The organism is Kitasatospora sp. NPDC059088 (assembly GCF_042738155.1).
In the GTDB taxonomy this organism is placed as follows: Bacteria; Actinomycetota; Actinomycetes; order Streptomycetales; family Streptomycetaceae; genus Kitasatospora.
In genome coordinates this window covers 8646-33904 of record NZ_JBHYGR010000073.1, presented here as the reverse complement: position 1 = coordinate 33904, position 25259 = coordinate 8646, and the positions used below count along the sequence as shown (strand labels likewise).

The following is a 25259-nucleotide window of genomic DNA, read 5'->3' as shown; positions in this document are numbered from 1 at the left end:
CGCAGCCCGCGGCCGCCCCCCCCCCCGCGGCCGGGCCGGGGGGGGGGGGGGGGGCGGGGGCGGGGGGGCGGGGGGGCCGCGGCGCGGGGGGGGGGGGCCCCCCCCCCCCCCACTGCCGCCCCGGCCGCCCTCAGCCGCCCTCAGCCGCCCTTGGGCGTCCAGTGGTCGACCAGCCGCGCGGTGCCGGGCCGCAGGCGCTGCCAGAGGCCGGTGAAAGCCAGCACGGCGACGGCGGCCGTCGGGAAGCGCTCGCGCAGCCGGGCCGCCTGCGCCGGGTCGTCGGCCTCACCGGCCAGGGCGTCGGCCGCCTCGTGGAGGACGGGGTTGTGCCCGAGCACCAGGACGGTGGCGACCGGGTCGGGGAGGGCGGCGAGGAGGGCGATCAGCTGTTCGCCGGTGTCGAGGCCGTAGAGGCGCCCGTCCCGGACGGCCTCCGGTGGGGCGGGGAGCTCGGCGGCCATCAACTGCCAGGTGCGGCGGGCGCGTTCGGCGGTCGAGACGAGCGCGAGGTCGGGCGTCCAGCCGTGGCCGGCGAGCCGTCGCCCGGCGAGCGGGGCGGCCCGTAGGCCCCGCGGGGCGAGGGGGCGTTCGTGGTCGTCGACGCCGTCGGGCCAGGCGGACTTGGCGTGACGCACCAGGACGATCCGGTGCTGCCGCTCCTGCTGCTGCTCGGGCACGGGGCCGCTCCTCCGCTGTGGCGTTCGGCTTCATTCTCCCCGGCCGGGAAAACAGTAGCCATGGACATAGTAGCCATGTACGGTATCCGTCATGAGCGAAGCAGCCGAGAGCGCCACCGCCGGATTCCTGGTCTGGCGCCTGTCCATGAAGTGGCGGGTCGCCGTCGACCGGGCCCTCGCGCCGCTGGGCCTGACCCACGCCCAGTACGCGCTGCTGGGCTCGCTGTACGGCCTGGCCCGCACCGGGCAGCGCCCCAGCCAGCGCCAACTCGCCGACCGCACCGGCCTGGAGGCCCTCTATGTCTCCAAGCTCGCCCGCGCCCTGGAGGCCGCCGGACTGGTCGAGCGCACCCGGGACCCGAAGGACCCGCGCGCGATGCAGCTCTCGCTCACCGAACAGGGCCGCGAGGTCACCGGCCGGGCGGTCGCCGTGGTCCAGGGCCTGCTGGAGCGGCTGCTGGAACCCCTCGGCGGCCGACACAGCCCGCGTGCCCGGGAGTTCACCCGCGAGCTGACCGCCCTGCTCGACGTACCGCTGGACCCGCACACCGACGACGACGAGGAGCAGCACCGGCCATGACCACCACCACCGCACCCGCGACCACCACCGCGACCGCCCCCGCGCTCAACCCCCGCTCCATCGCCCTGGCCCACTACGCCGCCCGCGCCCTCCTGGAGGGCGTCCTGGCCCGCCACGGCGCCACCTTCGAGCAGAGCGTGACGCTGCGTGCCGTCACCGCCGCGGGCGGGTCGGTCGGGGCCGGCGAGCTCGTCGCCGAGGTCGCGGGCTCGCTCAAGGCCCCGGAGGCGGCGGTGCGCGCCGTCGTCGGCGAGCTGACGGCGGCCGCCCTGCTGGCCGAGCGCCCCGACGGCAGGCTCGAACTCACCACGGCCGGGCGCGAGTTGTACGAGCGCGCCGGGGCCGAGACGGCAGGGATCTCGGCCCGCCTGTACGCGGGCATCCCGGACGCGGACCTGGCCGCCGCGGGCCGGGCGCTGGCCCTGATCACCGAGCGCGCGAACGCCGAACTGGCCCGCCGGGCCGGGTGAACGGCGGGCGGCGGGTCAGGGGGTCATGGGGTCAGGGGGTCAGGGGGTGAGGTCCGGGGGCAGGTGCTCCAGGATCACGGCGACGGCGGCCTCCGCGCCCTCCACCACCCGCACGCTGCGGTCGGGGAACGTCAGCTCGAAGCGGCCCCGGCCCAGCGACCTGGTCCGCGGGAACTCGCCGACGCCGGGGGGCGCGGCCCGGCGGCTGAGGGTGAACCACCACATCGACTGCCCCGGTGACAGGGCCCGCAGCCGGGGCTCGGCGTGGGCGGCCCGGATCAGGTCCAGGAGTTCGGCGTCGCGGTGGGGCAGGGGGCCGCGCTGCATCATCCGCCACCGCGCGGCGACGGCCTCGGCCTCGCCGCGCTCGTGGGCCTCGGCGAGGTCCCAGGTGCGCAGGAAGGGCCACCGGGCGGTGAGTTGACGTACCCCGCTCCCCCGCACCCAGGCGTGGAACACCGCGGCGACGTCGGCCAGTTCCAGGGCGCCGCCCGTGGCCATGTGGATGCCGCCGAGCCAGCAGTCGACCAGGAAGACCCGTTCCTCGCCGCGCGGGATGATGACGGTCGCCGAGCGGCCGTCGGCCTCAGCCCCGGTCTCGGTATCGGTCTCGGTCTCGGTCTCGGTCTCGGTCTCGGTCTCGGCCTTCGCGGCCACGTAACGCCAGCCCGGCGAGGAGGTCAGCTCGACGGCCAGCTCCAGGCCCGCCCGGTCGGCCGCCGCCTGGAGGGCGTCGCGCACCGAGCCGGCCGCCGCCACCTCGGGGTAGAGCGCCGCGTACGCGCCCAAGGGGTCGGTGTGCTCGGGAGGTTGTTCGGACATGCGGTCGAGTGTGCCACCGTCCGGCCGGTCACCGCAGGTCGCCGGGCAGGCCCTCCAGGATCACCGTGACGGCCGCCGCCGCGCCCTCCACCGTCCGCACCCGCCCGTCGGCGTGGGTCACCTCGTAGCGGCCGCGGCCCAGCGGCCTGGTCTGCGGCAGGTCCTGGCTGACCGGCGGGGTGGCGCGGCGGCTGAGGGTGAACCAGTACATGGCCCGCCCGGGCGAGAGCACCCGCAGCCTGGGCTCGGCGTGGGCGGCCACGGCGAGCCTGCGCCATTCGCCGGCCATCCCGCGGGCGGGGCCCTGCAGCCGGCCCCGCCAGCGCCGGGCGACGGCCTCCCGTTCGCCGCGCAGGTCGGCCGCGGCGAGGTCGCGGGTGCGCAGGAACGGCCACCGGGCGGTGAGTTCGTCCACCCCGGCGCCCTGGACCCAGGCGCGCAGCACGTCGGCGGCCTCGGCCGGGTCCCGGGTGCTGCCGGTGGCCGCGCAGGCCCGGTAGTCCCAGCAGTCCACCGCGAGCACCCGGCCCCCGCCGCCACCGCCCTCGTGTTCCCCCTCGCCCTCGCCGCCGCGCAGCAGCGTGGCGTACGCGGTCCGCCCCTCGGCGCTTACCGTCGCGCCCAGCGGGCCCAGGCCCTGCGCCGCGGCCGGTTCGACGGCGAGGACGTGCCCCGCCCGCTCGGCCGCCGCCCGCAGGGCCTCGCACACCGAACCGGCCGCCGCCACCGCGGGGTGCAGTGCCGTCAACTCGCTCAGGGCGTCGTGGGGTTGTTCGGACATGCGGTCGATTGTGCCAGAACGGCCCGCCCGTACGGCCGGTCGAGCGGGTGGTCGAGCGGGTGGGTGTGCCAGGGCCACCTTCTTTGTGCCGCGTCCCCCTACGGTGGTGGCCATGCACACGAACCGGCTCAGCGAGTTCCTGCGGGCCCGGCGCGCACTGGTGCGTCCCGAGGACCACGGGATGCCCGCGGGGGCGCGCCGTACTCCCGGTCTGCGGCGCGAGGAGATCGCGGTCCTCGCCGGGGTGAGCACCGACTACTACGTGCGGCTGGAACAGGGACGCGAGAGCAATCCCTCGCCCCAGGTCCGGCGGGCCCTGGCAGCCGCCCTGCTGTTGAAGGGCGAGGAAGCCGCCTACCTGCGCGCCCTGGTCGACCCGCCGCACCCCGGACGCCCCGAGCCCGCCCGGGAGTACGCGGGCCCGCAGCTGGTGGCCCTGCTGGACGCCTGGGCGGACACACCGGCCCTGGTCTACGGCCGCTACCTCGACCTGCTGGCCGTCAACTCCCTGGGCGAGGCACTGTTCTCCTGGCTCGGCGGCGACACCGGTCTGATCACGGCGATGTTCCTCAACCCGAACGCCCGGGACTTCTACCGGGACTGGCCCGTCGTCGCGCAGGGGTGCGTGGCGGCGCTGCGAGCCGCCGATCCCACCCCGGACGACCGGCGGCTGCGGGAGCTGGTCGGTGAACTGTCCGTGCGCAGCGCCGACTTCGCCCGCATGTGGGCGCGCCACGAGGTACGGGCCAAGACGGCCTCGACGAAGCGCTTCCGCCATCCGCTGGTCGGGGACCTCACCCTGGGCTTCGAGACCTTCTCCGTCAACAGCGCCCCCGGCCAGCACCTCGTCGTCTACCGCGCCGAACCCGGCAGCGCCGCCGAGCAGTCGCTGGCCCTGCTCGCCGGCTCCACCGGCGCCGGTTCCCGCGACGTCCCACCCGACATCCCATCCGACACCGCACACGACACCACGCAGGACGCTTCGAGCGAAGGGCACCTCCCGTATGACCTCCCCTGACGTGCCGGTCTGGTTCATCACCGGCTGCTCCTCCGGCCTGGGCCGGGCCCTGGCCGCCGCCGTACTGGAGCGCGGATGGCGGGCCGTGGTCACCGCCCGGGACCCCCGCAAGGTCGCCGACCTGGTCCGCGGGCACGGCGAACGCGCCCTCGCCCTGCCCCTGGACGTCACCGACTCCGGGCAGATCGCGACGGCGGTCGCGCGGGCGCAGACCGCCTTCGGAAGGATCGACGTCCTGGTCAACAACGCCGGTTACGGCTACCTCGCCGCCGTCGAGGAGGGCGAGGACGACGAGATCCGCGCCCTGTTCGACACCAATGTCTTCGGTCTGGTCGACACCACCAAGGCCGTTCTGCCGGGCATGCGCGCCCGGCGCGCGGGCCACATCGTCAACATCTCCTCGCTCGGCGGCCTGGTCGGCTTCGGCGCCACCGGGTACTACCACGCGACCAAGTTCGCCGTGGAGGGCCTCTCCGAGGCGCTCGCCGCCGAACTCGCCCCGCTGGGCGTCAAGGTGACGATCGTCGAGCCCGCCGCGTTCCGCACCGACTGGTCCGGCCCCTCGATGCGCCAGTCCGCCACCGCCATCGAGGACTACGCGCCCACGGCGGGCGCACGACGCGCCGGCACCCTGGCCACCTACGGCCACCAGCCCGGGGACCCGGCCCGCGCCGCCCGGGCCGTCATCGAGGCCGTCACGGCCGGACAGCCGCCGCTGCGCCTGCTCCTGGGCAAGGCCGCGTACGACATCGCCACCGCCAAGCTCGACTCCCTCAGGGCCGGCTTCGACGACTGGCGGGAGGTCACTCTCGGCGCCGACTTCCCCCCGGAGCGGGCCGCGACCTGACGGCCTCGCCGAGCGCCGCCGGGCGCCTGCGGGCGGTCCCGGCCGGCCCTACTGGACGCTCCAGCGGTGCGGGTGGGCGGGGTCGGCGGGGCAGGCGAAGACGTTGAGCTCGCCCCAGCGGCCCACGGTGACCCCGGTCGGGGTGCTGGAGGAGCGCGGGTCCCGCTCCTCCTCCAGCGGCTTCCAGCTGCCGGTGCCGCCGTCCCACTCCGAACTGTCGACGGTCAGCAGCAGGTGCATCGGCGCCGCGCAGGCCGGGCAGTCCATCGGGGCCGGGTCGGTGACGTGCCAGGAGGCGAAGCCGCCGGCCCGCCAGCCCGGCGGGATGGACAGGTCGCGCTGGTAGCCCACCGGCTCCTCCCCGTCGCCCTCGCCGTCGCCGCACCCGTCCCCGTCCCCGTCCCCGTCCGCCGCCTGCTCGGCGGCCTCCTCCTCCAGCGCCTCCTCCCAGGCGTGGATGCGGGCGCCCAGGTCCTCCGGGAGGAGGCCGGCGAACGGGTAGGCGGCCACCTGCTCGGGGTGCAGCACGCACGGCTCGGGCAGGTACCCCTCGTAGCCGACGACCTGCGGGCGCGGCGGGTCGGCCAGCACGTCGGCGACCTCCCAGGAGCGGCGCCAGCGCAGGTCCAGCAGCATGCCGGTGCGGCCGGGGCCGTGGGCGTCGAAGGGGCACCAGAACACCTGGAGCAGGTCGCAGCCGTCCGGCCCGGCGGGCAGGTCGGGGATCTGCGCCCGGTAGAGCTGGGCGAGGCCGATCAGGGGCAGCGGGTCGGCCGCGGTGCCCCCTTCCTCGACGCGGTGGCGCCGTTCGAGTTCCTTGAGCAGCTGCCGCTCCTCGTCGGTGGGGCCGGTGGCCGGGTCCCGGCGCCAGACGGCGTCCAGGATCCGGCGCCGCTCGTGGACGTCGGCCGGCCGGTGGCCGCGCCGGTGGTTGTGGGGGTCGGTGCACACCGGCCAGGGTTCGTCCGAGGGCCACAGCAGCGGGCCGCCCACGGAGCTGACCGTCGCGTCGGGGCGCCCCGGGCGCGGGTGGAGGCGGGTGGTGGTGCCCCGGTGGGCCGTCAGCTCCGGGAAGAGCGCCTCGACGTCGAGCGGGCGCGGCGGTGTGGTCCTGGACATGCACGTGACCCTAGGCGGCCGCCGGCCACCGTTGATCATCGCCCCCGCCCCGATCAGCGCGAACTCGCGTGCGCCCCGGCCCGGGCGCGTGCCATCCTCGGGCCGTGCCCTCCCGTAACCGCCGTCTGCCCAGCGGGCTGTCGTGGCCGCTCACCGCCACGGACGTCCGCGACGCGCTCGGCGTGCTCGGCGCCGAGCGGGCGGACACCGTCCGCCTGGACTTCGACAGCCGCCCCTGGGAGGACGGGACCCTACTGCACGCGGAGTGGATCCCGCCGGTGCGCTCCAACTACGGCACGGGCGGCTTCCACCCGGCCTGGTGGTCGACCGTACGGGTCGGCGTCTCCCCGCTGCCGGCCGCCGAACGCCCCACCGCCCGGCTCGCGTTGCGGCACGGCGCCCTGCCCGAACTCGCCGCCTGGATCGACGCCACCCGCACCGCGCCCGAGACCTGGACCCACTCCCGGCACAGCCGCCGCTGGCGCCTCGCGGGCACCGCCACCACCTTCTGCGACGACCTGCAACCGTGGCCCTGAGCGCCCGAGGCCGCCCCCCACCTCGAACACCCGTACCCGGCAGCGCAGTCGGCGCACCCGCGGCCGCCTCCGCAGCCGGCCCGGCCGCTCGCACTACGCCGCTGCGGTGATCCTGGCGGCCCGCGCGAAGGTGTCCCCCGCGACGCGGCCCGGCGATTCGCATACTGACGGGGATCCGTCCACCGGAAGGGACACCCTGCCATGCGAAGAGGACACCGGTCGGCAGCCGCCGCCGCGTTCGCCCTGACCGCCGCCCTGACCAACGCGCTGTCCGCCGCACCGGCGGCGGGCGCCGCCACCGTCGACACCTGCGGGGGCTCCATCGGCGACTACGTCGGCCTGGCCGGGCTCGACGCACCGTTCACCGGGGCCGCCTCCGCCAACGGCAACGACCGCGCCATGACCGTCACACCGGTCGTCGCCGGCGCCAACACCTTCAAGACCGAGATCGCCACCGGCCCCAGCGACTCCCGCTACGCCATCGGCTCCTTCGAGATCAAGGTCGACACCAGCGGCCGCGGCCAGATCCGCTTCGTCTCCTACGCCGGTCACGCGATCGGCGACAGCGTCGTCTGCGCGGGCGGCGGCACCCGCGTCACGCGGATCAGCGGCGAGGTCCGCGTCCAGGACGTCACCAAGCGCATCCCCTTCACCGTCAGCCGTGTCTGACCGGCCCGTGTCCGACCCCGCCCGTGCGCCCGCGAGGACGTGATGCCACCGCCCGCCCCGCAGGCCGCCGCCGTCGCGCCCGCGGCGGCCACCGCGCAACGGCCCGCGCCCGGAGCGTGCCCGCCCCCACCGCGCCGGCCCGAAACGCGCTGCCCGCACGGCCGCGACGGCGAGCGGCTGCTGGGCGGGGACGTCGCCGGGTACGAGCCGTTGCGGCTGCTGCGCCGCCGGGAGTGCCAGAACGTCTTCCTGGCCACGGCCCCCGACGGCGGGCACGTCGCGCTCAAGACCACCTGCCGCGACGCCGCGGCCGACGTGCTCGCCCGCGCCCGCAACGAGGCCCACGGCCTGCGGGCCGCCGCCACGCACCCGGACACCGCCGACCTCGCCGGCGAAGGCGTCCACCACGACCTGCACTACCTCGCCTCCACCTGGCAGCGCGGGCTGACACTGCACCAACTGCTGCCCCACCTCGACCGCTCCATGGCCGCCTGGTCCCCCGACAGCGCCGAGCTGTTCACCCACCTCGCCCTGGCCCTGGGCCACGCCGTCGAAGGCCTCCACCGCCACGGCGTCGTCCACGCCGACCTCAGCCCCGGCAACATCGTCCTCGGCCACGGCCGCACCCTCACCCTCATCGACCTCGACAGCTGCGCACGCGACGGCGACCCCGCCGCCGCCGCGCTGAACCGCTGCACCACCACCGCCTACGCCGCACCCGAATGCCTCGCACCCCGCCCACGCCCCGTGCCCACCCCGGCCGCCGACCAGTACAGCGCGGCCGCGATCCTCCACCGCGTCCTTAGGCAACGCCCCCACCAGCCGGCCACCGGCGACCGGGCCCGCACCCGGGAGCACCGGCTCACCCACCCCGTCCAGCCCCTCACCGGCTGGCCCGCCGCCCTCTGGCCCGACCTCCCGGAAACCCTCCGGCAGGCCCTCGACCCCGACCCCGACGCCCGCCACCCCACCACCGGCCACTTCACCGCCCGCCTGCGCCACGCCCTGACCCTCACCACCCTCACCACCCGTACCGGAGAGCACCCATGAACCGGCCCGCCCGCCGCACCTTCCTCCTCGCCACCGCCGCGCTGCTCCTCACCCCCGCCGCCCCCGCCGCGGCGGCCACCACGACGGGGACGGGCGCGCGGCCCGGGCCGGGGCCGGGGAGCGCGACGGGCGTGAACGGCGGGCCAGTCCTCGGACGGGGCGACGGGCGCACCGGCCCGAAGCGGGACGCCGTCAGCGAGCACACCTCCTCCAGCTCCGACGACGTCGTCATCATCGACCACTCCTCCTCCAGCAGTTCCTCCAGCTCCGAGGAGATCGTCGTCATCGACGATTCCTCCTCCAGCAGCTCGTCCGGATCCTGAGCACCCGTCGGCCGGTCTACTCGACGAAGTAGCTGGCCCCGAGGGCCTCGGCGGACTGCCCCGGCCCGATCTGGGCCGTCACCGGGCCCCGGCAGTTCGCGGCGGAGTGCACCAGGACCGTGGTGTTCGTGCGGTTCGCCACGTGCACCGGCGAGGTGGCCGGGTAGCAGCCGCGCTGCGGGTTCTCGTGGGGCACGCCGTTGACCAGCAGGAGGCCGGTGGCGGCCTGGGCGGGGACGGCGAGGGCGAGCATCCCGGCGGAGGCGAGCAGGACGAGGGCGAAGAACCGGCGGCGCATGGGGCGATCCTCTCGTTTCGGGCACACCGCCACGAAGCGGTGCTTCTGAGGAGGATCCTCCCGGCGCCGGGGCGGATACGGCAATCGCCCGAACCGGCGACGGAACAGGGCTAGTTGAGCGCCGCCGGGAGCGGCTGCCGCGGGCCTACGGCCGGTTCGAGCAGCGCCAAGGTGCGCCGCCGCGCGTCGAGGCCGGCGCGGATGCCCACCGGCATCGGCAGGTTGGGGCCGGCGTGCCCGAAGTCGACGTTGCCCAGGACCGGGATGTCACGCCCGCCCAGCACGTCGAGGACGATCTCGCGCAGGGTGGGGGACGCGCCGGGCTCCAGTCCGCCGATCTCGCGCGGAACGCCCACGACCATGCCCGCGATCCGGTCCAGGACGCCGCTGTGCCGCAGTACTTGGAGGTAGCTCCACACGTGGGAGGCCAGGCCGCCCATCTCCTCCCAGAACAGCACCGCGCCGTCGAAGCGCTCCAGCGGCAGCGCGAAGGGCGTCGCCTGCGCCAGCACGATGCGGTTGATCACCCCGCCGATCAGCGGGCCCTCCGCGCGACCGGGGCGCCAGCACTCCCACGACGGGCCCGTGGGCAGCGCACCGATCGCCCCGGTACCGGTCAGCAACCCGGCGTAGAGCCCCTCCAGTTGCGCCTGCCGTGCCGCGGGCGCGCACGGCCAGCTCCCGCCGAAGCCGGGGACGGCCATGTCGGCGTGGAAGCCGACCAGGCCCGTGCGCGCGTGGAGCACCAGGTGCAGCAGCGAGATGTCGCTGTAACCGAGGATCGGCTTGGGGTCGGCGGTGATCGCCTCGACGTCGATCAGGTCGAGGTAGCCGAGTACCGTCTGCCCGCCGTCGCCGGCGACGATCGCGCGCACCTCGGGGTCGCGCAGCAGGGCGTTGAGCTCCGCGGCGATCTCGGCCGGCGCGGCCGCGCTCCACCAGTGGCGGCGGCCCGCCGCGAGCAGCGGGGCTCGGCGCACGCGGAATCCCATCCGCTCCAGCACCGCCACCGCCCGCTCGACGTTGGGCTCGTGGGCGGCCGGCAGCGGACCGGACAGCGCGGCGATGACGACGAGGTCCCCGGGCGCCAGGGCGCGCGGGCGCAGCAGTCGGGGGGCGGCGGAAGCGGTCATGGCGCCAGTGTCGCCGCCGCGACCGGCCGGGTCACCCGGGTTTCCGCCGTCGGCGGGCGGGAGTTCGGGGGTTCGGGGACGGACCGTAAGGTGGTCGGCATGGCTGACGAGTGCTACGCGCATCCGCGGCTCGCCGCGGTCTACGACCCGCTGGACCCCGACCGCGGCGACCTGGACGCCTACGTGGGGATGGTGGAGGAGTTCGGCGCGCGCCGGGTGCTGGACCTCGGCTGCGGTACCGGGGTGTTCGCGCTGCTGCTGGCCGGACGCGGGATCGAGGTGGCCGGGGTGGATCCGGCGGCGGCCTCCGTCGAGGTGGCCCGGGCGAAGCCGGGGGCCGGGCGGGTGCGCTGGATCCACGGGGACGCGGGTGAACTCCCGCCGCTGGATGTCGACTTGGCGACGATGACGGCCAACGTCGCCCAGGCGATCGCCGACCCGCCCGCCTGGCGGCGCACCCTGCGGGGGGCCTTGGGGGCGCTGCGCCCGGGCGGGCGCCTGGTGTTCGAGACCCGGGATCCGGCGGCCCGGGCCTGGGAGGGGTGGACCCGGGAGCACTCCCGCCGGGTGACGGAGGTCGCCGGGGTCGGGCCGGTGGAGCACTGGATCGAACTGATCGGGGTGGAATGGCCGTTGGTGTCGTTCCGCTCGACGTACGTGTTCGGCGCGGACGGGCAGGTGCTGACCTCGGACTCGACGCTGCGCTTCCGGGAGCGGGCCGAGGTGGAGGAGGACCTGGCCGGGGCGGGCTTCGTGCTGGAGGAGGTGCGCGGGGCGCCGGACCGGCCGGGGCGGGAGCTGGTGTTCGTGGCCCGCCGCCCGTGACCCCCTCCCCCGCACACCGCGCGCATCCCGCCGACCCCGCCGACCCCGACGTCGCCCTCGTCCTGGCCGCCTACGCCGCCTACGCCCGGGGCGACATCGACGCCGCCGTCGCCGACCTGCACCCGGACGTGGCGTGGGTGGAGCCCGAGGAACTGCCCGACGGGGGCGCGCACGCGGGCCGGGACGCCGTGCACGCGTACCTGAGCGCCTCGTACGCGATGTGGTCCGAGCTGCACTCCGAGCCGACCGCCTACCGGCGCGGCGCGGACGTCGTGATCGTCCACCACGTGCACGGCACGCTGACGGACGGCGGCGCGCTGGACCTCACCGTCGCCGACGTGTTCACCGTCCACGACGGCCGGGTGGTCGCCATGCACGCCCACACCGACCCGGCCGAGGTACTGCGGGGCACCCCTTCGGGGTGATCTTGGTCGGGTGTCGGCGCGGCGCCGGGCCGGGCGGGGCGGGGCGTCCGGTAGGTATGGGCGGGGCCGGGGGTTCGTGGGCGATGGATGCCCGCCGCCGGCCGTCAACTCCGCACCCACCGAAAGGTTTTGCCTGCCATGAAGCTGGTCCGACGAGTCGCCGCCGCCGGTTGCACCCTCGCCCTCGCCCTGGGCGGCGCGGTCGCCCTCGCCCCGGTCGCGAGCGCTACCCCGCAGGGGTGCTTCTACTACGTCCTGGAGAACAAGCCCGACGCGGACACCCAGCTCGTGGAGGACGCCTGCTCGGTCGGCGCGGCCGGCGGCCAGGAGGCCTTCCAGGGCTGCTACCACCTCCTGCGGGACGACTACGTCCCCGCCGTCGTCGCGGGCACCGCCTGCCGCAAGGCCGCCCAGGAGTAGCCCGCCCCCGGGACGGGCGCGGCGGGGGCGCGGGGGGGGGGCGGCCGGGTCCCCTCTTCCCCCCCGCCCCCCTGGGTTGCCCCCCCCGCTGGTCGGGGGGGGGTGTTTAATTCTGTTGGTCCACATTTCCAGCGCTGCTCCGCGCCTGGGCGGCACGCGACTCCCAGCATTCTTTAACCGGGTTGCCTTCTTAACTCGGTAATGTTTTCATGGCGGTATGAACCCGCAGCCAGGCCTTCCCCCCGTCCTCGTCACCGGAGCCACCGGCCGCCTCGGGCGCCTCGTCGTCGACCACCTCCTCGACGCGGGCGTGCCGGTGCGCGCCCTCGCCCGTCGCGCCGAGGCGGCGGCGGACCTGCCGGCCGGGGTCGAGGCCTTCACCGGCGACCTCACCGCGCCCGAGTCGCTGGACCCGGCGCTGGACGGCGCCGGGGCGGTCTTCCTCCTGTGGACCGCCCCGCCCGCCACCGCCGGGGCGGTCCTCGCGCGGCTGGCGGCGCGCGTGCGGCGGGTCGTCCTGCTCACCTCCCCGCACCGGACGCCGCACCCCTTCTTCCAGCAGCCCAATCCCGTGGCGGCGATGCACGCCGACCTCGAACGCCTCCTCGCGGCCACCGGGGTCGAGTCGACGGTCATCCGGCCCGGGATGCTCGCCTCGAACGCGCTGGCCTGGTGGGCCCCGGCGATCCGGGCGGGCGAGGTGGTCCGCTGGCCCTACGGCGCCGCCGAGACCGCGCCCGTGGACGACCGCGACGTGGCGGCCGTCGCGGCGCGCACGCTCCATCAGGACGGGCACGCCGGGGGCGACTACGTCCTCACCGGCCCCGAGTCGCTGACCCAGGCCGCGCAGGTGGGCGCCATCGGCGACGCCCTGGGGCGCCGGATCGCCTTCGAGGAGATGACGCCGCAGGAGTTCCGGAGCCTGTCGAAGGACGTGCCCGCGCCGGCCGTCGAGATGCTGCTCGCCGCGTGGAACGCCGCGCTCGGCCGGCCCGCCCACGTCACCTCCACGGTCGCCGACGTCCTCGGGAGGGCGCCGCGCACGTTCGGCCGGTGGGCCGCCGACCACACCGCCGCGTTCACCCGGGAGACACGGGAGGCACGGGAGGCCCAGCAGGCCCAGGGTCCGCTGGGTTCGTGAGCTCCTCGGGCCCGGGATGGTTCGTTTCCCGACCGTGCGTCGGTCGTTGAGCGCTGCACCACATCTCAACGGAGAGCCACCCCATGCCCGTTCGCCCCCGGCGCGCGGCGGCCGCAGCCGTCCTCGCCGCCGTCCTGCTCCTGTCCCCCGCCGCCGCCCGCGCGGCGGAGCGGCCGGTGACGTACAGCCTGCGCAACGCCCGGACCGGCACCTGTCTGCACCACGTCCCGGGCACCACCCAGGTGCGGCTGGAGCCGTGCGACGCGGCGGCGCCCGGGCAGCGGTGGGAGCTGCGGGCGGTGGGAGCTGCGGTGAACGTGGCGGCGCTCGACCCGCAGAAGGGCGCCTGGGGGTGTGTGGCGATCGGTGACAACTGGGGCATCCGCTACGGCCAGTGCCGCGCGACCGAGGCGGCGTGGAGCGTGGCGGACGGCGGCCGGTCCCGGGTCCGCTCGGAGTCGGACCTCAACGACAACGACCTCTACCTGACGGAGACCCGCGAGGGCGGCCTGGGCGCCCGGCCCGGGGGCACCGGCCCGTCCGCGGACTGGACCGTGACGGCCGATAATCCGTGAAGCGCCTCTGCGTCCCCTGCTACGGTGCCCGGATGTCAGCGATCAAGCAGTTCCAGGTCACCTTCGACTGCGCGGAGCCCGCGCGCGTCGCCCGCTTCTGGTGCGAGGTGCTGGGGTACGTCATGGCAGCGCCGAAGGGGTTCGCCTCCTGGGACGCGTACGAGGCCTCCCAGCCGGCGCAGGAGCGGGGTTCCTGGTCGGCGTGCACCGACCCCTCGGGGGCGGGTCCGCGGCTGTACTTCCAGCGCGTGCCGGAGGGCAAGGCCGTCAAGAACCGGGTGCACCTGGACGTGCGGGTGGGCACCGGGCTGGTCGGCGAGGAGCGCCTGGCCGTGCTCAAGGCCGAGGCCGCCCGGCTGGAGGCCCTGGGCGCCACGCTGGTGCAGGTGCTGTACGACGGCCAGGACTCGTGCATCCCGATGCTGGACGTCGAGGGCAACGAGTTCTGCGTCGACTGAGCACCCCCGTACGTGGTGGCGACGGCCGTCCGACAGCGGGGACAGCGCTCTGCCGGTGAGGTGTGAGCGGCCCGCGCGAACCTGGGGCCGGGGCGTGGTCGACGCGCCCCGGCGACCGCGCACAGCACACCCAGGGAGCACCCGTGCCCAACTCCGCACTCCAGAGCCCGCCGTGGGACGTCCACCGGCTGCCCCGCGCCGAGGGGAAGGTGTTCCTGGTCACCGGCGCCAACGCCGGCATCGGCTACTTCGTCGCCGAGCAGCTGGCCGCCACCGGGGCGGGTGTCGTCCTGGGCAGCCGCGACCGCGCCAAGGCCGCGGCGGCGATCGCCGCGATCGGCGCGCGGGTGCCCGGCGCGAGGCTGCGCCACCTGCCGCTGGACCTGGCCGACCCGGCCTCGATCGAGGCGTCCGCCGGGGCGCTGCGACCGGAGCGCCTGGACGCGGTCGTCCTCAACGCGGGCATCGCCCTCGACGACCCGCCGCGCCGCACCGCCGGGAGCGGCCACGAGCTGATGTTCGCCACCAACCACCTGGGCCACTTCGCGCTCACCGCCCGCCTGGCCCCGCTGCTGCTGGCCACCCCGGGCAGCCGGATCGTCACCACCGGCAGCTTCGCCGCCAAGTCCGAACGCCTGGACCTCGCCGACCTCCAGAGCGCCCGCGACTACCGGCCCAAGCGCGCCTACGCCCGCTCCAAGCTCGCCCAGATGCTGTTCGCCGTCGAGCTCGACCGCCGCCTGCGCGCCGCCGGGAGCGCCACGCTGAGCGTCCTGACGCACCCGGGCGGCGCGCTCGACGCCCTCACCCCCGCCCGCCCGCCGCTGCACGAACGCACCCCCGGCGAGCGGCTGAGCCGCCTGCCGCTGGGCCTGGTCGTCCAGGGCAAGGACGCCGCCGCCTGGCCGGCGGTACGGGCCGTGCTGGACGCGGGAGTTCACGGCGGCCCGGTGCTGTGGAGCCCGCGGGTGTTCGGGCTGCGCGGCGAGCCGAGGCCGGAGCCGCTGTGGGAGCACCTGGCCGACAAGGCCACCGCGGCCTGGCTGTGGGAGGCCAGCTGCGAACTGGCGGGCTGCGAGCCGGTGTTCTCGATCGGGTGAACTCCCCGACGCCGTGGGGTTGTGCGGGGTGGGGCCCGGCCCCGGTCCGGCAGGATCGGCGGTCTGGGCCGGCAGCGGACCGGGCGGCCGACCACGGGGGGAGGGCCGTGCTTCGCAGGAGCGCGGCACTCCCGCAGGTCGTCGCCGGTGCGTGCGGCAACCGAGCAGCAGGTGATGGAGGGAGTTCGTGCGGGTGGAGGAGACGGATGACTCGGGTCGGGCCGAGGACACGGCGGGACCGTTCCTGATGGGGATCGACGACACCTTCCAGGTCCCCGGGCGGGGGTGCGTGGTCACCGGCCGCGTCGAACGCGGCACGATCACGCCGGGCGGCAAGGCGGAGGTCGTCGGGGTCGGCGCGAACCGGACGGTGGCCTGCGTCGAGATCGAGCGGACCGGCACGCGGGGCGCGCAGGAGCAGGCGCGGGCGGGTGAGTCGGTGGGCCTGCTGCTGAGCGGTGTGACCAGTGAGCAGGTGGGCCGTGGCCAGGTGCTCGCCGAGCCGGGCAGCATCAGCGCGTGCACCACCTTCGAGGCCGACGTCGAGCTGTCGCCCGCCGAGGTGAGCGGGCGGCACAAGGCGGTCTCCCGCGACGACTGGCCGGTGTTCCACGTGCGCGGCCTCGACATCGCCGGGTCGGTGGAACTGCCGGAGGGCACCGAGGCCGTCGAGCCCGGTGCGAGCGTGAGCCTGACGGCGACGTTGACGACCGCGGTCGCGCTGGAGGCGGGGACGCCGTTCCTGCTGCGCAAGGCCGGGAGCACGCTGGGCTCCGGCGTGGTCACGCGGGCCCTCGGGTAACACCCCGCGGGCCGGGCCGGCCGCGGGAGGGGATCCCCCGGCCGGCCCGGCTCACCGGGGCGGGTGTCACCTCAGGTGGCGGTCGTAGAAGCGGCTCGTGTCCTCCAGTTCGAAGGCGGGGGTGCCGGTGTGCCCGCCGAGGTTGGCGTGCAGGGTCTTCTGGGTGGCGGCGAAGGCGTCGAACAGGTCGAGGGCGCGCTGGCGGGGGTTGCCCTCGTCGTCCCACTGGAGCAGGAACAGCAGCGGGACGGTGACCTGCCGGGCCTGTTCGCGCACGGCGCGGGGCACGTAGCCGCCGGCGAACAGGCCGGCGGCGCCGATGCGCGCGTCGGTGGCGGCCAGGCGGATGCCCAGCGCCGTCCAGCCCGAGTAGCCGACCGGGCCGGTGGCGACCTCGGGCAGGGTCAGGAGGGCGTCCAGGGCGGCCCGCCACTCGGGGACGGCGGCCTCGACGAGGGGGCCGACGAGGGCTTCGAGGATCCCGTCGACCACCTCGCGCGGCTCGCCGGCCCGCATGGCGCCGCGCAGGTCGGCGCGGGCCTGCTCGGCGGCCTCCGTGCGGGGGCGGTCGCCGCAGCCGGGGGCGTCGATGGCGGCCGCCGCGTAGCCCTGGGCGGCGGTGTGGCGGGCCCGGGCGACGAGGCGGGGCTCGCGCCGGGGCAGGCCGTTGTTGTGGGCCATCAGGATCAGCGGGGCCGGCTCGGTGCCGGTCGTCCACAGGGTGCCGGGGGTGTCGCCGAGGAGGAACTCGCGCTCCAGGACGCCGTCGGCGTGGCGCCGTTCGGCGGTGAAGGCCAGGGAGGCGGAGGGGGCGGGAGGGGCGGAGGGGGTGAAGTGCACGGTCGTGCCTTTCGGGAGAGCTGCTGAACGGCGCTCCCGGGCGACGACCTATCGCCCGACCGTGACCCCGGAGGAGAGCACCCATGTCATCGTGTTCACGGGTACCACCTCCTCGTTCTCTCGCACGGCCTGCCGGAAAGGTAGCAGCGCCCGCCGCCCCGCGCCAAACGGTTTCGGACCACGCCCGTTGATCGGTTGTCTACCCGGCGCTGTTGTCCTGTCCTACGCCCCGCCCGCCCGCCGGCCGGCGGTCCGCCGAGCGTAGGAGATCCCCGTGTCCCACCCGTCGTCCACCCCCACCAGCCGTCCGGCCCCGGGCGCGCGCCGCCGCACCCGCCTGGCGGCCCTGGCGTTCGCCGTCTCCGCGCTGTCCGCGAGCGGTGCCACCCTGCTGGCGGCGCCCGCGCACGCCGCGACCGCCGGCACCGCAGCGACCGCGGGCGTGGTCGAGCAGATGGTCACGATCCAGGACCACCAGAACCACCACTCGCTGGCCAGCTCCGACGGCGAGGGCTCGCGGATCGTCGCCCGCGGCTACCAGGACGCCTCCACCTCGTTCTGGATCTCCAACAAGCCCGGCGACCGGGTCGACTTCGCCCGCAACGTCAACGGCACCGAGCGCGTGCTGGAGATGGACACCCGCGACAACCGCACCACCCAGTTCATCCACTGGTGGGCGGGCGCCAACCAGCAGTGGACCCTGGAGTCCGCCGCCGAGGGCGGCACCTACCTGCGCAACGCCCAGGGCAACGGCTGCCTGACGTACCACGGCCTGGACCGGGAGGTCACCGTCGAGGGCTGCGACGGCAGCATGTCCCAGCGCTTCGACCTGGTCGCCTCCGGCGGCACCGGCACCAACCCGGGCAACGGCGGCGGCCCGGTCACCTCCGACCAGCAGCGCTTCCTGGACCGGCTGAACGCCCTGCGCGCCCAGTACGGCAAGGCGCCGGTGCGGTTCAACGCCACGCTCGCCCAGGCCGCCAAGTGCAACGCCGACCAGATGGACCAGCGCCGGGTCTCCGGGCACTTCTGCGACTCGGGCCGCATAGCCTCGGGCCTGGGCTACACCGGGCGCGGCTTCGGCGAGATCGCCTTCTGGGGGCCCACGAACATCGACGCGGCCGTCGACGGCTGGATCAACTCCCCCGACCACCTGGGCATCATGATCGGCAACTACAACGAGGTCGGCCTGGCGCGTACGAACGCGGCCTCCTGGAACGCCGATTTCAGCACCCGCTGACACCGGCACCCCGTGGACGCCGGCGCGGGCCGGCGTCCACGGGAAAGCCCGGTGCGGCGGCGGGGTGCCGCCTCTAGCATGCGCGGGGTGAACCTCTCCCACCTCTCCCACCTCGGCGTGCCGCTCGGGCCGATGATCCGCGTCCACGGCGGGTTCGCCAACCGGACGTACCGGCTCGACACCGACCAAGGGTCCTTCGCCGTCAAGGAGTTGAGCCCCGCCGACCGCCGCCGCCCCTACCGGGTCGAGGACGTGTTCGCCTTCGAGCGGGCGGCCTTCGCCGCCGGCGTCCCGATGCCGGAGCCGGTCGCCGCCGACCCGCACACGCTCGTGCACCGCTGGGTCGAGGGCGAGAAGGTGCCGGAGGAGCCGGTGCCGGAGGCGTACGCGTTCGAGGTCGGCCAGATCCTGGCCCGCCTCCACGCGCTCGACGTCCCGTGGACCCCCGAGCCGGCCGAGTCGGCCGAGGGGCCGACCCTCCGGGACTGGCCCGCGCTCGCCGCGCGGGCGCAGGCGAGCGGACAGCCGTGGGCCGGTGAACTCGCCTCCCGTGTCGGCACGTTCCTGGCGATCGCCGACTTCCTCGACGCCTGCGAGCGGCCCGGCCCCGTGGTGCTCACCCACCGCGACGTCCAGCCGTGGAACCTGCTCGCCCGGGCGGGCCGCCCGGTCCTGCTCGACTGGGAGCTCTCCGGCCCGCTCGACCTCTCCGGCGAGCTCGGCTCGACCGCGCTGGGCATCGCCAAGGGCCCCGGCCTCGACGACATCAGGCCCGCTGTCTTCCGCAGCGTCCTCGATGGCTACGCCGCGGGCGGCGGTGCGCTGCCGCCGCCGGGCCCGAGCTGGTTCGCGTACACGGTCGGCGGCTGGCTGGGGCACACCCGGTGGAACGTCCTGCGCTGCCTGGCCGGGGCCGAGGCGGGCACCGGCCCCGAGCTCGCGCTCTCGCACGCGTCCGTACGCGGCGGCCTGCGTGGCCTGCCCGACCTGTTCGGCCGGCTCCCGCAGCTGGAGGCGCTGCTCGCGTGAGGGCGGGCCCGCACGCGAGCAGCACGTCGAACCGGCCCTACTCCTTGATGAGGGCCTCGTACTGGGCGGCCGTGAGGAGGGTGTCCAGCTCGGCGGGCTTGGTCAGCTCCAGTTCGATGAGCCAGGTGGCGTGCGCGTCCTCGTTGATGTCCTCGGGTGCGGCGTCCAGGTCCTCGTTGATGGCCGTGACCTTGCCGGAGACCGGGGCGTAGAGCTCGCTGACCGACTTGACGGACTCCACGCTGCCGAACGGCCGCCCGGCGTCGAAGGTGTCCCCCACCTTGGGGAGTTCGACGAAGACGATGTCGCCGAGCTGGCGCTGGGCGTGGTCGGTGATGCCCACCCGGGCCTTGTTCCTGCCGGTGGGCTGCACCCACTCGTGCGAGTCGGTGTACTTGAAATCCTTCGGGTAGGCCATGGCGTCTCTCCGTGGGGACGAGTTGTTGTGCTGACGGTCCGTCAGCCAGGGAGGAGCCTGCTACAGATCTCCGCCGCCGGGTGCGACCTTCACCCGACCGGGTGAGCGGGTGAACCACCACGCCAGCGCGAGGTTGGGCACCCAGCACAGCCAGGCGATCGCCAGGTAGGAGGTGCGGAAGTCCAGGTGGGCGACCTGGGCGGCCACCAGCATGAGGCGCAGCGTGACGGCGGCGAAGGTGAGGGCGAAGCTGCGGACCATCCAGCGCCGGTGGTCCTCCACCCGGCCGCGCAGGATCATCCGCAGTCCGGTGGCGCCGGTGAGCAGCCAGGCGATGCCCAGGCAGGCGAAGCCGAGGGCGGAGACCGCGCCGCCGTAGGCGTGCGGCGCCAGCAGGAGTGCGCCGATGCCGCCGACCAGGCAGCCCAGCAGGTAGGTGGTGCCGACGGCGCGGTGCAGGCGCGGGGAGCGGCGGCGCAGCCGGGTGGAGAACTGCCAGGGCCCGAGGAGCAGAGCGACGGCGGCGCCGAAGATGTGGAGGCCCAGGGGCAGTTGGTGCGCCAGGTAGGTGGCGCGTTGTTGGGTGAAGTAGGTGTCCGGGTCGAAGCTCGCGTACTTGGCCGCGTACAGGACGATCAGTGTGGACAGCACGGTCATGACGGCCCAGCCGCCCCGAGTGATGCGCATGGCCCGAGTGTCGGGCGCACCGGCGGGCAGCGGGATGGGGGCATCCCCCCGATCCGCCCTGGGGCTGACCGGGGGATGGGAATGTGACGGAGCGTCAGTCGGGGCGCTGGCCGTGGAGGAGGAGGGGGAGGGCGCGGCCGGTGAGGGCTTCGGTGGTGCGGGCGGCCTGGGAGGGGGCCATGTGGTTGGGGAGTTCGTGGACGGGGACGAAGCGGGCGCCCAGGAGGCGGCTTCGCTTCTGCGGGGGGACGGTGAGGGGGTGTTCGTCGCGCAGGGTGCCGCCGTCGAAGACGAGGTTGAAGCGTTCCAGGTAGCGGTCGGAGGGGGTGTAGTCGAGGGCGACGGCGTGGGTCAGGCGCAGGATGATGCCGGTCTGGGCGTGGAGGTGGCGGGCGGCGGCGCGGTGCGGGGGCTCGTTGGCCTTGCCGGGGCCGCCGGGCAGGATCATGCCGTCGAGGTAGTCGGGGTCGACGAGCAGGACGTCGCCGTGCTGGTTGCGGACCAGGACGAGGCAGCCGAGCCGGCAGATGGGGGGCTTGGCGAGGAGGCGGGGGTCGTGCACGGGGAGTTCACTTCCTGAGAGCAGCGAAGAGAAGGAGGACGAGGCAGGCCCACCAGAGGAGGCGGGGGATGAGTTCAGTCGTCATAGGTGAGGCGCTCGTAGCGCAGGCCCTTGCGCAGCAGGTCGACGATCCGCAGCAGGTCCAGGGGGCGGGCCGTGAGGTGGAGCAGGTACTCGCAGGTGGAACGGCCGGTGTCCCAGTCGACTTCCAGGGTGGGCAGGTTGACCCGACCCAGGGCGAGGACGGTGGTCAGGTCGTCCAGGACGACGGCGGCCTGCCGGCGCTGCTCGGCAGTCACACGAGAGAGGGTCACAACTCCCCCGGCCGCTTGTGGACTTCGAAGAGCCGCCAGGCGGAGAACGCCTCGGTGAAGGAGGAGAAGCCGCTGCGCTCACCGTCGGGCTTGCACAGCCACGCCCCGGTGCACTCGTTGCGCACCCGGTAGCACCGGGCCTCGGTGTCCCAGCGGACACCGTACCCGTGGAGACGGGGGACTTGGTCTTGAGCCATGGCAAGGGGAACTCTCTGCGATGGAAGTTTCACGTTCTGTTGCACATGGTGGGGTAGTGGCGCCTACGATCGGAAGCAGCCTGCGACTTGCCACGGGTGCGCCAGAAGTTGGGGACTGCCATGAACAAGAAGAAGATTGATCCGGAGTCGAGCCCTTGGGCGCCGTTCGGCATCCAGCTCCGCAACTTCCGCGAGGCCCGGAAGCTCCTCCAGGAGGATCTGGCGCCGCTGCTGGAGTGCTCGCCGTCGCACCTCTCCTACATCGAACTTGCGCACCGGCCGCCGAGTCGCAGGCTCGCGGAACTGGCGGACATCGCACTCGACACCGGCGGCACGATGCTGCTGATGTGGTATCAGCTCAAGAACGCGGCGATCTTGGAAGGCTTCCCGGAGTGCGCTCGCTATGAGGGCCTTGCTGAAACGATCAGAATCTTCGAGAACGACTTCATCACGGGCCTACTGCAGACCCGGGCGTACATGACCACCCTCCAGAGAGCCTCTGTCAGGCAGGGCTTTTCGAGCGAGAAACTGGCCGAGGAGCGCATCGCCTTCCGCCTTGCCCGGCAGCAAGTTCTGGACCGGACCCCTCCTCCCCTCATCCACGTGGTGTTGGACGAGAGCTGTTTCAGGAAGGTCGTCGGCGGTCGTGACGTCATGATTGAACAGCTGCTTCATCTTGAGCAGTTGGCCGAACGTCCGAACGTAGTCATCCAGGTGGCGCCGTTCTCCCTAGCCGAGCACCGGCCCCTCACTCACATGCTGCATCTCCTTACCATGCCGAACCGCAAAGTTCTCGCTTACGGCGAAGTTGAGGTTCGCGGATACATCGACCGTGACACCAAGTCAATTGCTGCTTTGACGAAGCAGTACGATCGGCTGGCGGTCGAGGCCCTCGGCCAAGCCGAATCGCTGGCTTTCATTCGAGCGGTAAGGAGAGACCTGGAGTGGATGTCGACCTGACCGATGCCTCCTGGCGCAAGAGCTCATACAGCAGCGCGAACGGCGGTGCCTGCGTCGAGATCGCCGAGGGCTTCACCGGCGTCCAGCCCGTCCGCGACTCCAAGGACCCCTCCGGCCCCGCCCTGGTCTTCTCCACCACCGCCTGGCAGTCCTTCGTCACCGCCGTCCGCACCGGCGAACTCGACGCCCGCTGACCCCAGCGCCAAGCCCCGCCGCCCCGGCCCCCCGGGCGGCGGGGCTTTCCCTGTTCCCCGGGCCACCGCGACTCCGGCCGGGAAGTCGACCCCGCCGACTTCCTGATCCGCCCCTCAGCGCACTTGACCTCAACCTCGCTTGAGGTCGAAGAATCCACGGTGTCGAAGTCGCCGTCACCGGACAGGAATGTGATCAGCATGCGGACCGTACAGGCAGTGCGTTTCGGGGGCCCCGAGGTTCTCGTCCCCAGCGAGGCGCCGGAACCCGCTCCCGGGCCGGGGCAGGTGCTGGTCGACGTCTCCGTCGTCGGCATCACCTTCGTCGAGACGCAGATCCGCCGTGGCGTCGACCCGTGGCACCCCAGGCCCGAACTCCCCTACGTGCCGGGCGGCATGGTGGCCGGCCGGGTGAGCGCCGTCGGGGAGGGCGTGGACCCCGGCTGGGCCGGCCGGTCGGTGCTGGCCGACGCCGGGTCGACGGGCGCCTTCGCCGAGCGGGTGGCGGCCGACGCGGGGAGCCTGGTCGCGGTGCCCGAGGGGCTGGGCCTGCCCGAGGCGGCGGCCCTGCACTCCGACGGCGCCACCGCGACGGGCCTGGTCGAGGGGGCCCGGATCGTCCCCGGGCAGTGGGTGCTGGTCGAGGCGGCGGCCGGCGGACTCGGCAGCCTGCTGGTGCAGCTGGCGCGATCCGCCGGGGCCAGGGTCATCGGCCTGGCCCGCGGGGAGCGCAAGCTCGACCTGGTCCGCGGCCTGGGCGCCGAGGCAGCCATCGACTACTCCTCCCCGGACTGGAGCGAGCAGGTCCTGCGGGTGACCGGCGGCGCGGGCGTCGACGTCGTGTTCGACGGCGTGGGCGGGGAGATCGGCCGTGCCGCCTTCGAGGTGACGGCCCGCCACGGCCGCTTCTCCGTGCACGGCGCCTCCAGCGGCCACCTCACGGCGATCACACCCGAGCAGGCGCGGCGGCGCGGGGTGGAGGTGCTCGGGATCGAGCAGCTGTTCTCCTTCCGGGCGCGGATGCGGCCGTGGCTGGAGCAGGTGATGGCGCAGGCCCTCGCGGGCCGGGTGCGGCCGGTGATCGGGCAGACCTTCCCGCTGGAGCGGGCCGCGGACGCGCACGCCGCGATCGAGGGCCGCACGGCCCTGGGCAAGACGCTGCTCCTGGTCCGACCGCGGCCGTCGCGGGGTGGCGGGTCCCGCGAGCGGTCCGTTCCGGTCGCTTTCGGCCAATAGCGGTCAGCAGCTGGTGCGGTGAGTGACCGACCCGTTACGGTCGGCCACGAACCAACCCCCGACCGAGGCGGTACACCATGGCCGTGAACCCCCGTATCGACGTCTCCACCTCCCTCGCCACCAGCGGGACCGACCTCACCCCGGAGGAACTCGCCGAAGTCGCGGCGACCATCGCCTCCGACATCTTCTTCACCACCGACATCGGCCTGCCGGGCGTGCGCGTGCCCGACGAGGTCTGGGAGCTACCGGGCGAGCGGGCGAGCGGCACCGCGGCCGTCTACTACGGCGGCGGCCGCACCCACCTGGAGAAGCCGTTCCTGTTCGCCGACGGCTTCAACTACGGCCCCAGCGACCTGCCCGCGCTGTTCAACCACTTCAACTCCCCCTACGAGAGCGGCCGTCCGGGCTTCCTCGACCAGCTCCTCACCCGCGGCCACGACGTCGTCCTGATCGGCTTCGACGAGCGCCACACCCACATCCAGCACAACGCCGACGTCGCGATCCAGGCGATCCGGCGCGCCATCGCCGAACGCGTCGGCGACCAGCCGCTGACCGTCGGCGGCGTCAGCATGGGCGGCATCATCACCCGCTACGCGCTCGCCAAGCTGGAGAACGACGGCATCGACCACCAGGCCGCCACCTACCTGTCCTGGGACTCCCCCCACAACGGCGCCTGGATCCCGCTGATCCTCCAGCAGATGGCGTACTTCTTCGAGAAGCTCGCCCCCGCCAGGCCCGGCGAGCCCTCCCAGGCCGACCTGATCCGCAGCCCCGCCGCCCAGCAGCTGCTCTGGGCCTGGGTCCCGGACGCCAAGTACTCGGGCGAGGTCGCCACCGCCAGCGAACTGCGCACCGCCTTCGTGCGCGAGCTCGCCGACCTCGGCGACTTCCCGCGCCGCCCGCGCCTGCTCGGCGTCGCCAACGGCCGCGGCGACGGCACCGGGCGCCCGCTGCCCGCCGGCGAGATCGCCTTCGACTGGCAGGCCCTGGTCGCCAGCGCCACCGCCCGCTTCCAGCCCGACCGGGGCACCGGCCAGCGCATCGGCGGCATGCACGCCGGCCTGTCGCTGCGCCGCTCCACCACCACCGAGGTCCCGGCCCTGGACGGGGTGCCCGGCGGCACCCTGGACTCCTTCGGCAAGGTCGCCGACGCCATCAAGGCGAAGATCAGCGAGGAGCACCGCAGCGGCGCCTTCGTCCCGGCGGTCAGCGCCTGCGCGCTCGTCTACGACCCCATCGCCTGGGACGTCGACCCGAACCTCAACCTCCTCGACCAGGGCCCCGAGCGCTTCCACCTGAACGAGGTCGCCTTCGACGCCGAGAACACCGAGCACAGCCACGTCTCCGGCGTCCTCGTGGAATGGATCCTGGGCCGGCTCGACTGAGCAGCCACCCGCGCCTCGCAGGAAGCAGAACAGGGAGCGCAGGGGGGGGGGGGGGCCCCCCCCCCCCCCCCCCCCCCCCCCCCCCCCCCCCCCCCCCCCCCCCCCCCGGGCGGGGGGGGGGGGGCGCGGGG

At 74.7% G+C, this 25259-nt stretch carries 34 protein-coding genes; 22 read left to right on the top strand and 12 right to left on the bottom strand.

The window, feature by feature from the left end; genetic code table 11:
- Window positions 1-140 precede the first annotated feature (140 nt).
- The gene (locus ACFWXO_RS28190; protein WP_380526983.1) at window positions 141-677 is read right to left on the bottom strand and encodes a SixA phosphatase family protein; all 537 of its coding nucleotides are present in this window, start codon (window positions 675-677) and stop codon (window positions 141-143) included.
- Between the two features lie 91 nt (window positions 678-768).
- On the opposite strand from ACFWXO_RS28190, the gene ACFWXO_RS28185 reads away from it, so the two are divergent.
- Together ACFWXO_RS28185 and ACFWXO_RS28180 are read left to right on the top strand one after the other, a co-directional pair.
- Window positions 769-1257: a MarR family winged helix-turn-helix transcriptional regulator gene (locus tag ACFWXO_RS28185; protein WP_380526981.1), complete on the top strand. Its 489-nt coding sequence runs from the start codon at window positions 769-771 to the stop codon at window positions 1255-1257.
- Entirely contained in the window at window positions 1254-1727 is a 474-nt protein-coding gene (locus ACFWXO_RS28180) for a MarR family transcriptional regulator (protein ID WP_380526979.1), read from the top strand. The genes ACFWXO_RS28185 and ACFWXO_RS28180 overlap by 4 nt, the downstream gene beginning before the upstream one ends.
- A gap of 39 nt (window positions 1728-1766) precedes the next feature.
- On the opposite strand, the gene ACFWXO_RS28175 is transcribed toward ACFWXO_RS28180, so the two are convergent.
- Both ACFWXO_RS28175 and ACFWXO_RS28170 read right to left on the bottom strand, forming a co-directional pair.
- The gene (locus ACFWXO_RS28175) at window positions 1767-2549 is read right to left on the bottom strand and encodes a DUF6193 family natural product biosynthesis protein (protein ID WP_380526977.1); all 783 of its coding nucleotides are present in this window, start codon (window positions 2547-2549) and stop codon (window positions 1767-1769) included.
- 28 nt (window positions 2550-2577) lie between these two features.
- Window positions 2578-3330 (bottom strand): DUF6193 family natural product biosynthesis protein, encoded by a 753-nt coding sequence (locus ACFWXO_RS28170; protein WP_380526975.1) that lies wholly within the window; start codon window positions 3328-3330, stop codon window positions 2578-2580.
- Window positions 3331-3442: 112 nt separating this feature from the next.
- Between ACFWXO_RS28170 and ACFWXO_RS28165 the strand changes: the two genes are divergently transcribed.
- Together ACFWXO_RS28165 and ACFWXO_RS28160 are read left to right on the top strand one after the other, a co-directional pair.
- Entirely contained in the window at window positions 3443-4348 is a 906-nt protein-coding gene (locus ACFWXO_RS28165) for a helix-turn-helix domain-containing protein (RefSeq protein ID WP_380526973.1), read from the top strand.
- Entirely contained in the window at window positions 4335-5195 is an 861-nt protein-coding gene (locus ACFWXO_RS28160) for an oxidoreductase (protein ID WP_380526971.1), read from the top strand. The genes ACFWXO_RS28165 and ACFWXO_RS28160 overlap by 14 nt, the downstream gene beginning before the upstream one ends.
- 48 nt (window positions 5196-5243) lie before the next feature.
- Here the strand turns inward: ACFWXO_RS28160 and ACFWXO_RS28155 are convergent, their stop codons facing one another.
- On the bottom strand, window positions 5244-6314 hold the full coding sequence (locus ACFWXO_RS28155) for a hypothetical protein (RefSeq protein ID WP_380526969.1): 1071 nt from the start codon (window positions 6312-6314) through the stop codon (window positions 5244-5246).
- Between the two features lie 104 nt (window positions 6315-6418).
- On the opposite strand from ACFWXO_RS28155, the gene ACFWXO_RS28150 reads away from it, so the two are divergent.
- The 4 genes from ACFWXO_RS28150 (at window position 6419) to ACFWXO_RS28135 (ending at window position 8892) form a co-directional block, all read left to right on the top strand.
- Entirely contained in the window at window positions 6419-6850 is a 432-nt protein-coding gene (locus ACFWXO_RS28150) for a hypothetical protein (protein WP_380526967.1), read from the top strand.
- Window positions 6851-7051: 201 nt separating this feature from the next.
- Window positions 7052-7519: a hypothetical protein gene (locus ACFWXO_RS28145; RefSeq protein WP_380526965.1), complete on the top strand. Its 468-nt coding sequence runs from the start codon at window positions 7052-7054 to the stop codon at window positions 7517-7519.
- A 42-nt stretch (window positions 7520-7561) separates the two neighbouring features.
- On the top strand, window positions 7562-8569 hold the full coding sequence (locus ACFWXO_RS28140) for a protein kinase (protein ID WP_380526963.1): 1008 nt from the start codon (window positions 7562-7564) through the stop codon (window positions 8567-8569).
- A complete protein-coding gene (locus ACFWXO_RS28135) occupies window positions 8566-8892 on the top strand; it encodes a hypothetical protein (RefSeq protein WP_380526961.1) in 327 nt (108 codons plus the stop codon). The genes ACFWXO_RS28140 and ACFWXO_RS28135 overlap by 4 nt, the downstream gene beginning before the upstream one ends.
- Window positions 8893-8908: 16 nt before the next feature.
- Here the strand turns inward: ACFWXO_RS28135 and ACFWXO_RS28130 are convergent, their stop codons facing one another.
- Window positions 8909-9190, bottom strand: a complete 282-nt coding sequence (locus ACFWXO_RS28130) for a hypothetical protein (protein WP_380526959.1) — start codon at window positions 9188-9190, stop codon at window positions 8909-8911.
- 110 nt (window positions 9191-9300) lie between these two features.
- Window positions 9301-10323 carry an LD-carboxypeptidase gene (locus ACFWXO_RS28125; RefSeq protein ID WP_380526957.1) on the bottom strand — a complete coding sequence of 341 codons (1023 nt, stop codon included), beginning with the start codon at window positions 10321-10323 and terminating at the stop codon, window positions 9301-9303.
- 99 nt (window positions 10324-10422) lie between these two features.
- Here ACFWXO_RS28125 and ACFWXO_RS28120 point away from each other — a divergent pair, with 99 nt between their 5' ends.
- From ACFWXO_RS28120 to ACFWXO_RS28085, 8 genes are all read left to right on the top strand, one after another.
- The gene (locus ACFWXO_RS28120) at window positions 10423-11148 is read left to right on the top strand and encodes a class I SAM-dependent methyltransferase (protein WP_380526956.1); all 726 of its coding nucleotides are present in this window, start codon (window positions 10423-10425) and stop codon (window positions 11146-11148) included.
- On the top strand, window positions 11145-11573 hold the full coding sequence (locus tag ACFWXO_RS28115) for a nuclear transport factor 2 family protein (protein ID WP_380526954.1): 429 nt from the start codon (window positions 11145-11147) through the stop codon (window positions 11571-11573). The genes ACFWXO_RS28120 and ACFWXO_RS28115 overlap by 4 nt, the downstream gene beginning before the upstream one ends.
- A gap of 138 nt (window positions 11574-11711) precedes the next feature.
- Window positions 11712-11993: a hypothetical protein gene (locus ACFWXO_RS28110; protein ID WP_380526952.1), complete on the top strand. Its 282-nt coding sequence runs from the start codon at window positions 11712-11714 to the stop codon at window positions 11991-11993.
- Between the two features lie 217 nt (window positions 11994-12210).
- Window positions 12211-13134 carry an NAD(P)H-binding protein gene (locus ACFWXO_RS28105; protein WP_380526950.1) on the top strand — a complete coding sequence of 308 codons (924 nt, stop codon included), beginning with the start codon at window positions 12211-12213 and terminating at the stop codon, window positions 13132-13134.
- A gap of 83 nt (window positions 13135-13217) precedes the next feature.
- Entirely contained in the window at window positions 13218-13709 is a 492-nt protein-coding gene (locus tag ACFWXO_RS28100; protein ID WP_380526948.1) for a hypothetical protein, read from the top strand.
- Window positions 13710-13741: 32 nt separating this feature from the next.
- Window positions 13742-14167 carry a VOC family protein gene (locus tag ACFWXO_RS28095; RefSeq protein WP_380526946.1) on the top strand — a complete coding sequence of 142 codons (426 nt, stop codon included), beginning with the start codon at window positions 13742-13744 and terminating at the stop codon, window positions 14165-14167.
- Window positions 14168-14310: 143 nt separating this feature from the next.
- Complete coding sequence (locus ACFWXO_RS28090; RefSeq protein ID WP_380526944.1) at window positions 14311-15267, top strand: SDR family NAD(P)-dependent oxidoreductase; 957 nt, start codon at window positions 14311-14313, stop codon at window positions 15265-15267.
- Between the two features lie 193 nt (window positions 15268-15460).
- Window positions 15461-16069: an EF-Tu/IF-2/RF-3 family GTPase gene (locus tag ACFWXO_RS28085; RefSeq protein WP_380526942.1), complete on the top strand. Its 609-nt coding sequence runs from the start codon at window positions 15461-15463 to the stop codon at window positions 16067-16069.
- A gap of 66 nt (window positions 16070-16135) precedes the next feature.
- On the opposite strand, the gene ACFWXO_RS28080 is transcribed toward ACFWXO_RS28085, so the two are convergent.
- Window positions 16136-16867: an alpha/beta hydrolase gene (locus ACFWXO_RS28080; protein ID WP_380527004.1), complete on the bottom strand. Its 732-nt coding sequence runs from the start codon at window positions 16865-16867 to the stop codon at window positions 16136-16138.
- A gap of 316 nt (window positions 16868-17183) precedes the next feature.
- On the opposite strand from ACFWXO_RS28080, the gene ACFWXO_RS28075 reads away from it, so the two are divergent.
- Complete coding sequence (locus ACFWXO_RS28075; protein ID WP_380526940.1) at window positions 17184-18149, top strand: CAP domain-containing protein; 966 nt, start codon at window positions 17184-17186, stop codon at window positions 18147-18149.
- Window positions 18150-18236: 87 nt separating this feature from the next.
- The gene (locus ACFWXO_RS28070) at window positions 18237-19178 is read left to right on the top strand and encodes a phosphotransferase family protein (protein WP_380526938.1); all 942 of its coding nucleotides are present in this window, start codon (window positions 18237-18239) and stop codon (window positions 19176-19178) included.
- Between the two features lie 37 nt (window positions 19179-19215).
- Here the strand turns inward: ACFWXO_RS28070 and gcvH are convergent, their stop codons facing one another.
- From gcvH to ACFWXO_RS28045, 5 genes are all read right to left on the bottom strand, one after another.
- Window positions 19216-19596 carry a glycine cleavage system protein GcvH gene (gcvH, locus tag ACFWXO_RS28065; RefSeq protein ID WP_380526936.1) on the bottom strand — a complete coding sequence of 127 codons (381 nt, stop codon included), beginning with the start codon at window positions 19594-19596 and terminating at the stop codon, window positions 19216-19218.
- 60 nt (window positions 19597-19656) lie between these two features.
- The gene (locus ACFWXO_RS28060; RefSeq protein WP_380526934.1) at window positions 19657-20283 is read right to left on the bottom strand and encodes a DUF2306 domain-containing protein; all 627 of its coding nucleotides are present in this window, start codon (window positions 20281-20283) and stop codon (window positions 19657-19659) included.
- Between the two features lie 94 nt (window positions 20284-20377).
- Entirely contained in the window at window positions 20378-20845 is a 468-nt protein-coding gene (locus ACFWXO_RS28055) for an NUDIX domain-containing protein (RefSeq protein WP_380526932.1), read from the bottom strand.
- A gap of 74 nt (window positions 20846-20919) precedes the next feature.
- Entirely contained in the window at window positions 20920-21144 is a 225-nt protein-coding gene (locus ACFWXO_RS28050; protein WP_380526929.1) for a hypothetical protein, read from the bottom strand.
- Between the two features lie 11 nt (window positions 21145-21155).
- Window positions 21156-21356 (bottom strand): hypothetical protein, encoded by a 201-nt coding sequence (locus ACFWXO_RS28045; RefSeq protein WP_375897055.1) that lies wholly within the window; start codon window positions 21354-21356, stop codon window positions 21156-21158.
- A 120-nt stretch (window positions 21357-21476) separates the two neighbouring features.
- On the opposite strand from ACFWXO_RS28045, the gene ACFWXO_RS28040 reads away from it, so the two are divergent.
- From ACFWXO_RS28040 to ACFWXO_RS28025, 4 genes are all read left to right on the top strand, one after another.
- On the top strand, window positions 21477-22316 hold the full coding sequence (locus ACFWXO_RS28040; protein WP_380526927.1) for a Scr1 family TA system antitoxin-like transcriptional regulator: 840 nt from the start codon (window positions 21477-21479) through the stop codon (window positions 22314-22316).
- Complete coding sequence (locus tag ACFWXO_RS28035) at window positions 22301-22510, top strand: DUF397 domain-containing protein (protein WP_380526925.1); 210 nt, start codon at window positions 22301-22303, stop codon at window positions 22508-22510. The genes ACFWXO_RS28040 and ACFWXO_RS28035 overlap by 16 nt, the downstream gene beginning before the upstream one ends.
- 198 nt (window positions 22511-22708) lie before the next feature.
- Window positions 22709-23743 carry a zinc-binding dehydrogenase gene (locus ACFWXO_RS28030; protein WP_380526923.1) on the top strand — a complete coding sequence of 345 codons (1035 nt, stop codon included), beginning with the start codon at window positions 22709-22711 and terminating at the stop codon, window positions 23741-23743.
- 83 nt (window positions 23744-23826) lie between these two features.
- A complete protein-coding gene (locus ACFWXO_RS28025; RefSeq protein ID WP_380526921.1) occupies window positions 23827-25128 on the top strand; it encodes a hypothetical protein in 1302 nt (433 codons plus the stop codon).
- Window positions 25129-25259 lie beyond the last annotated feature (131 nt).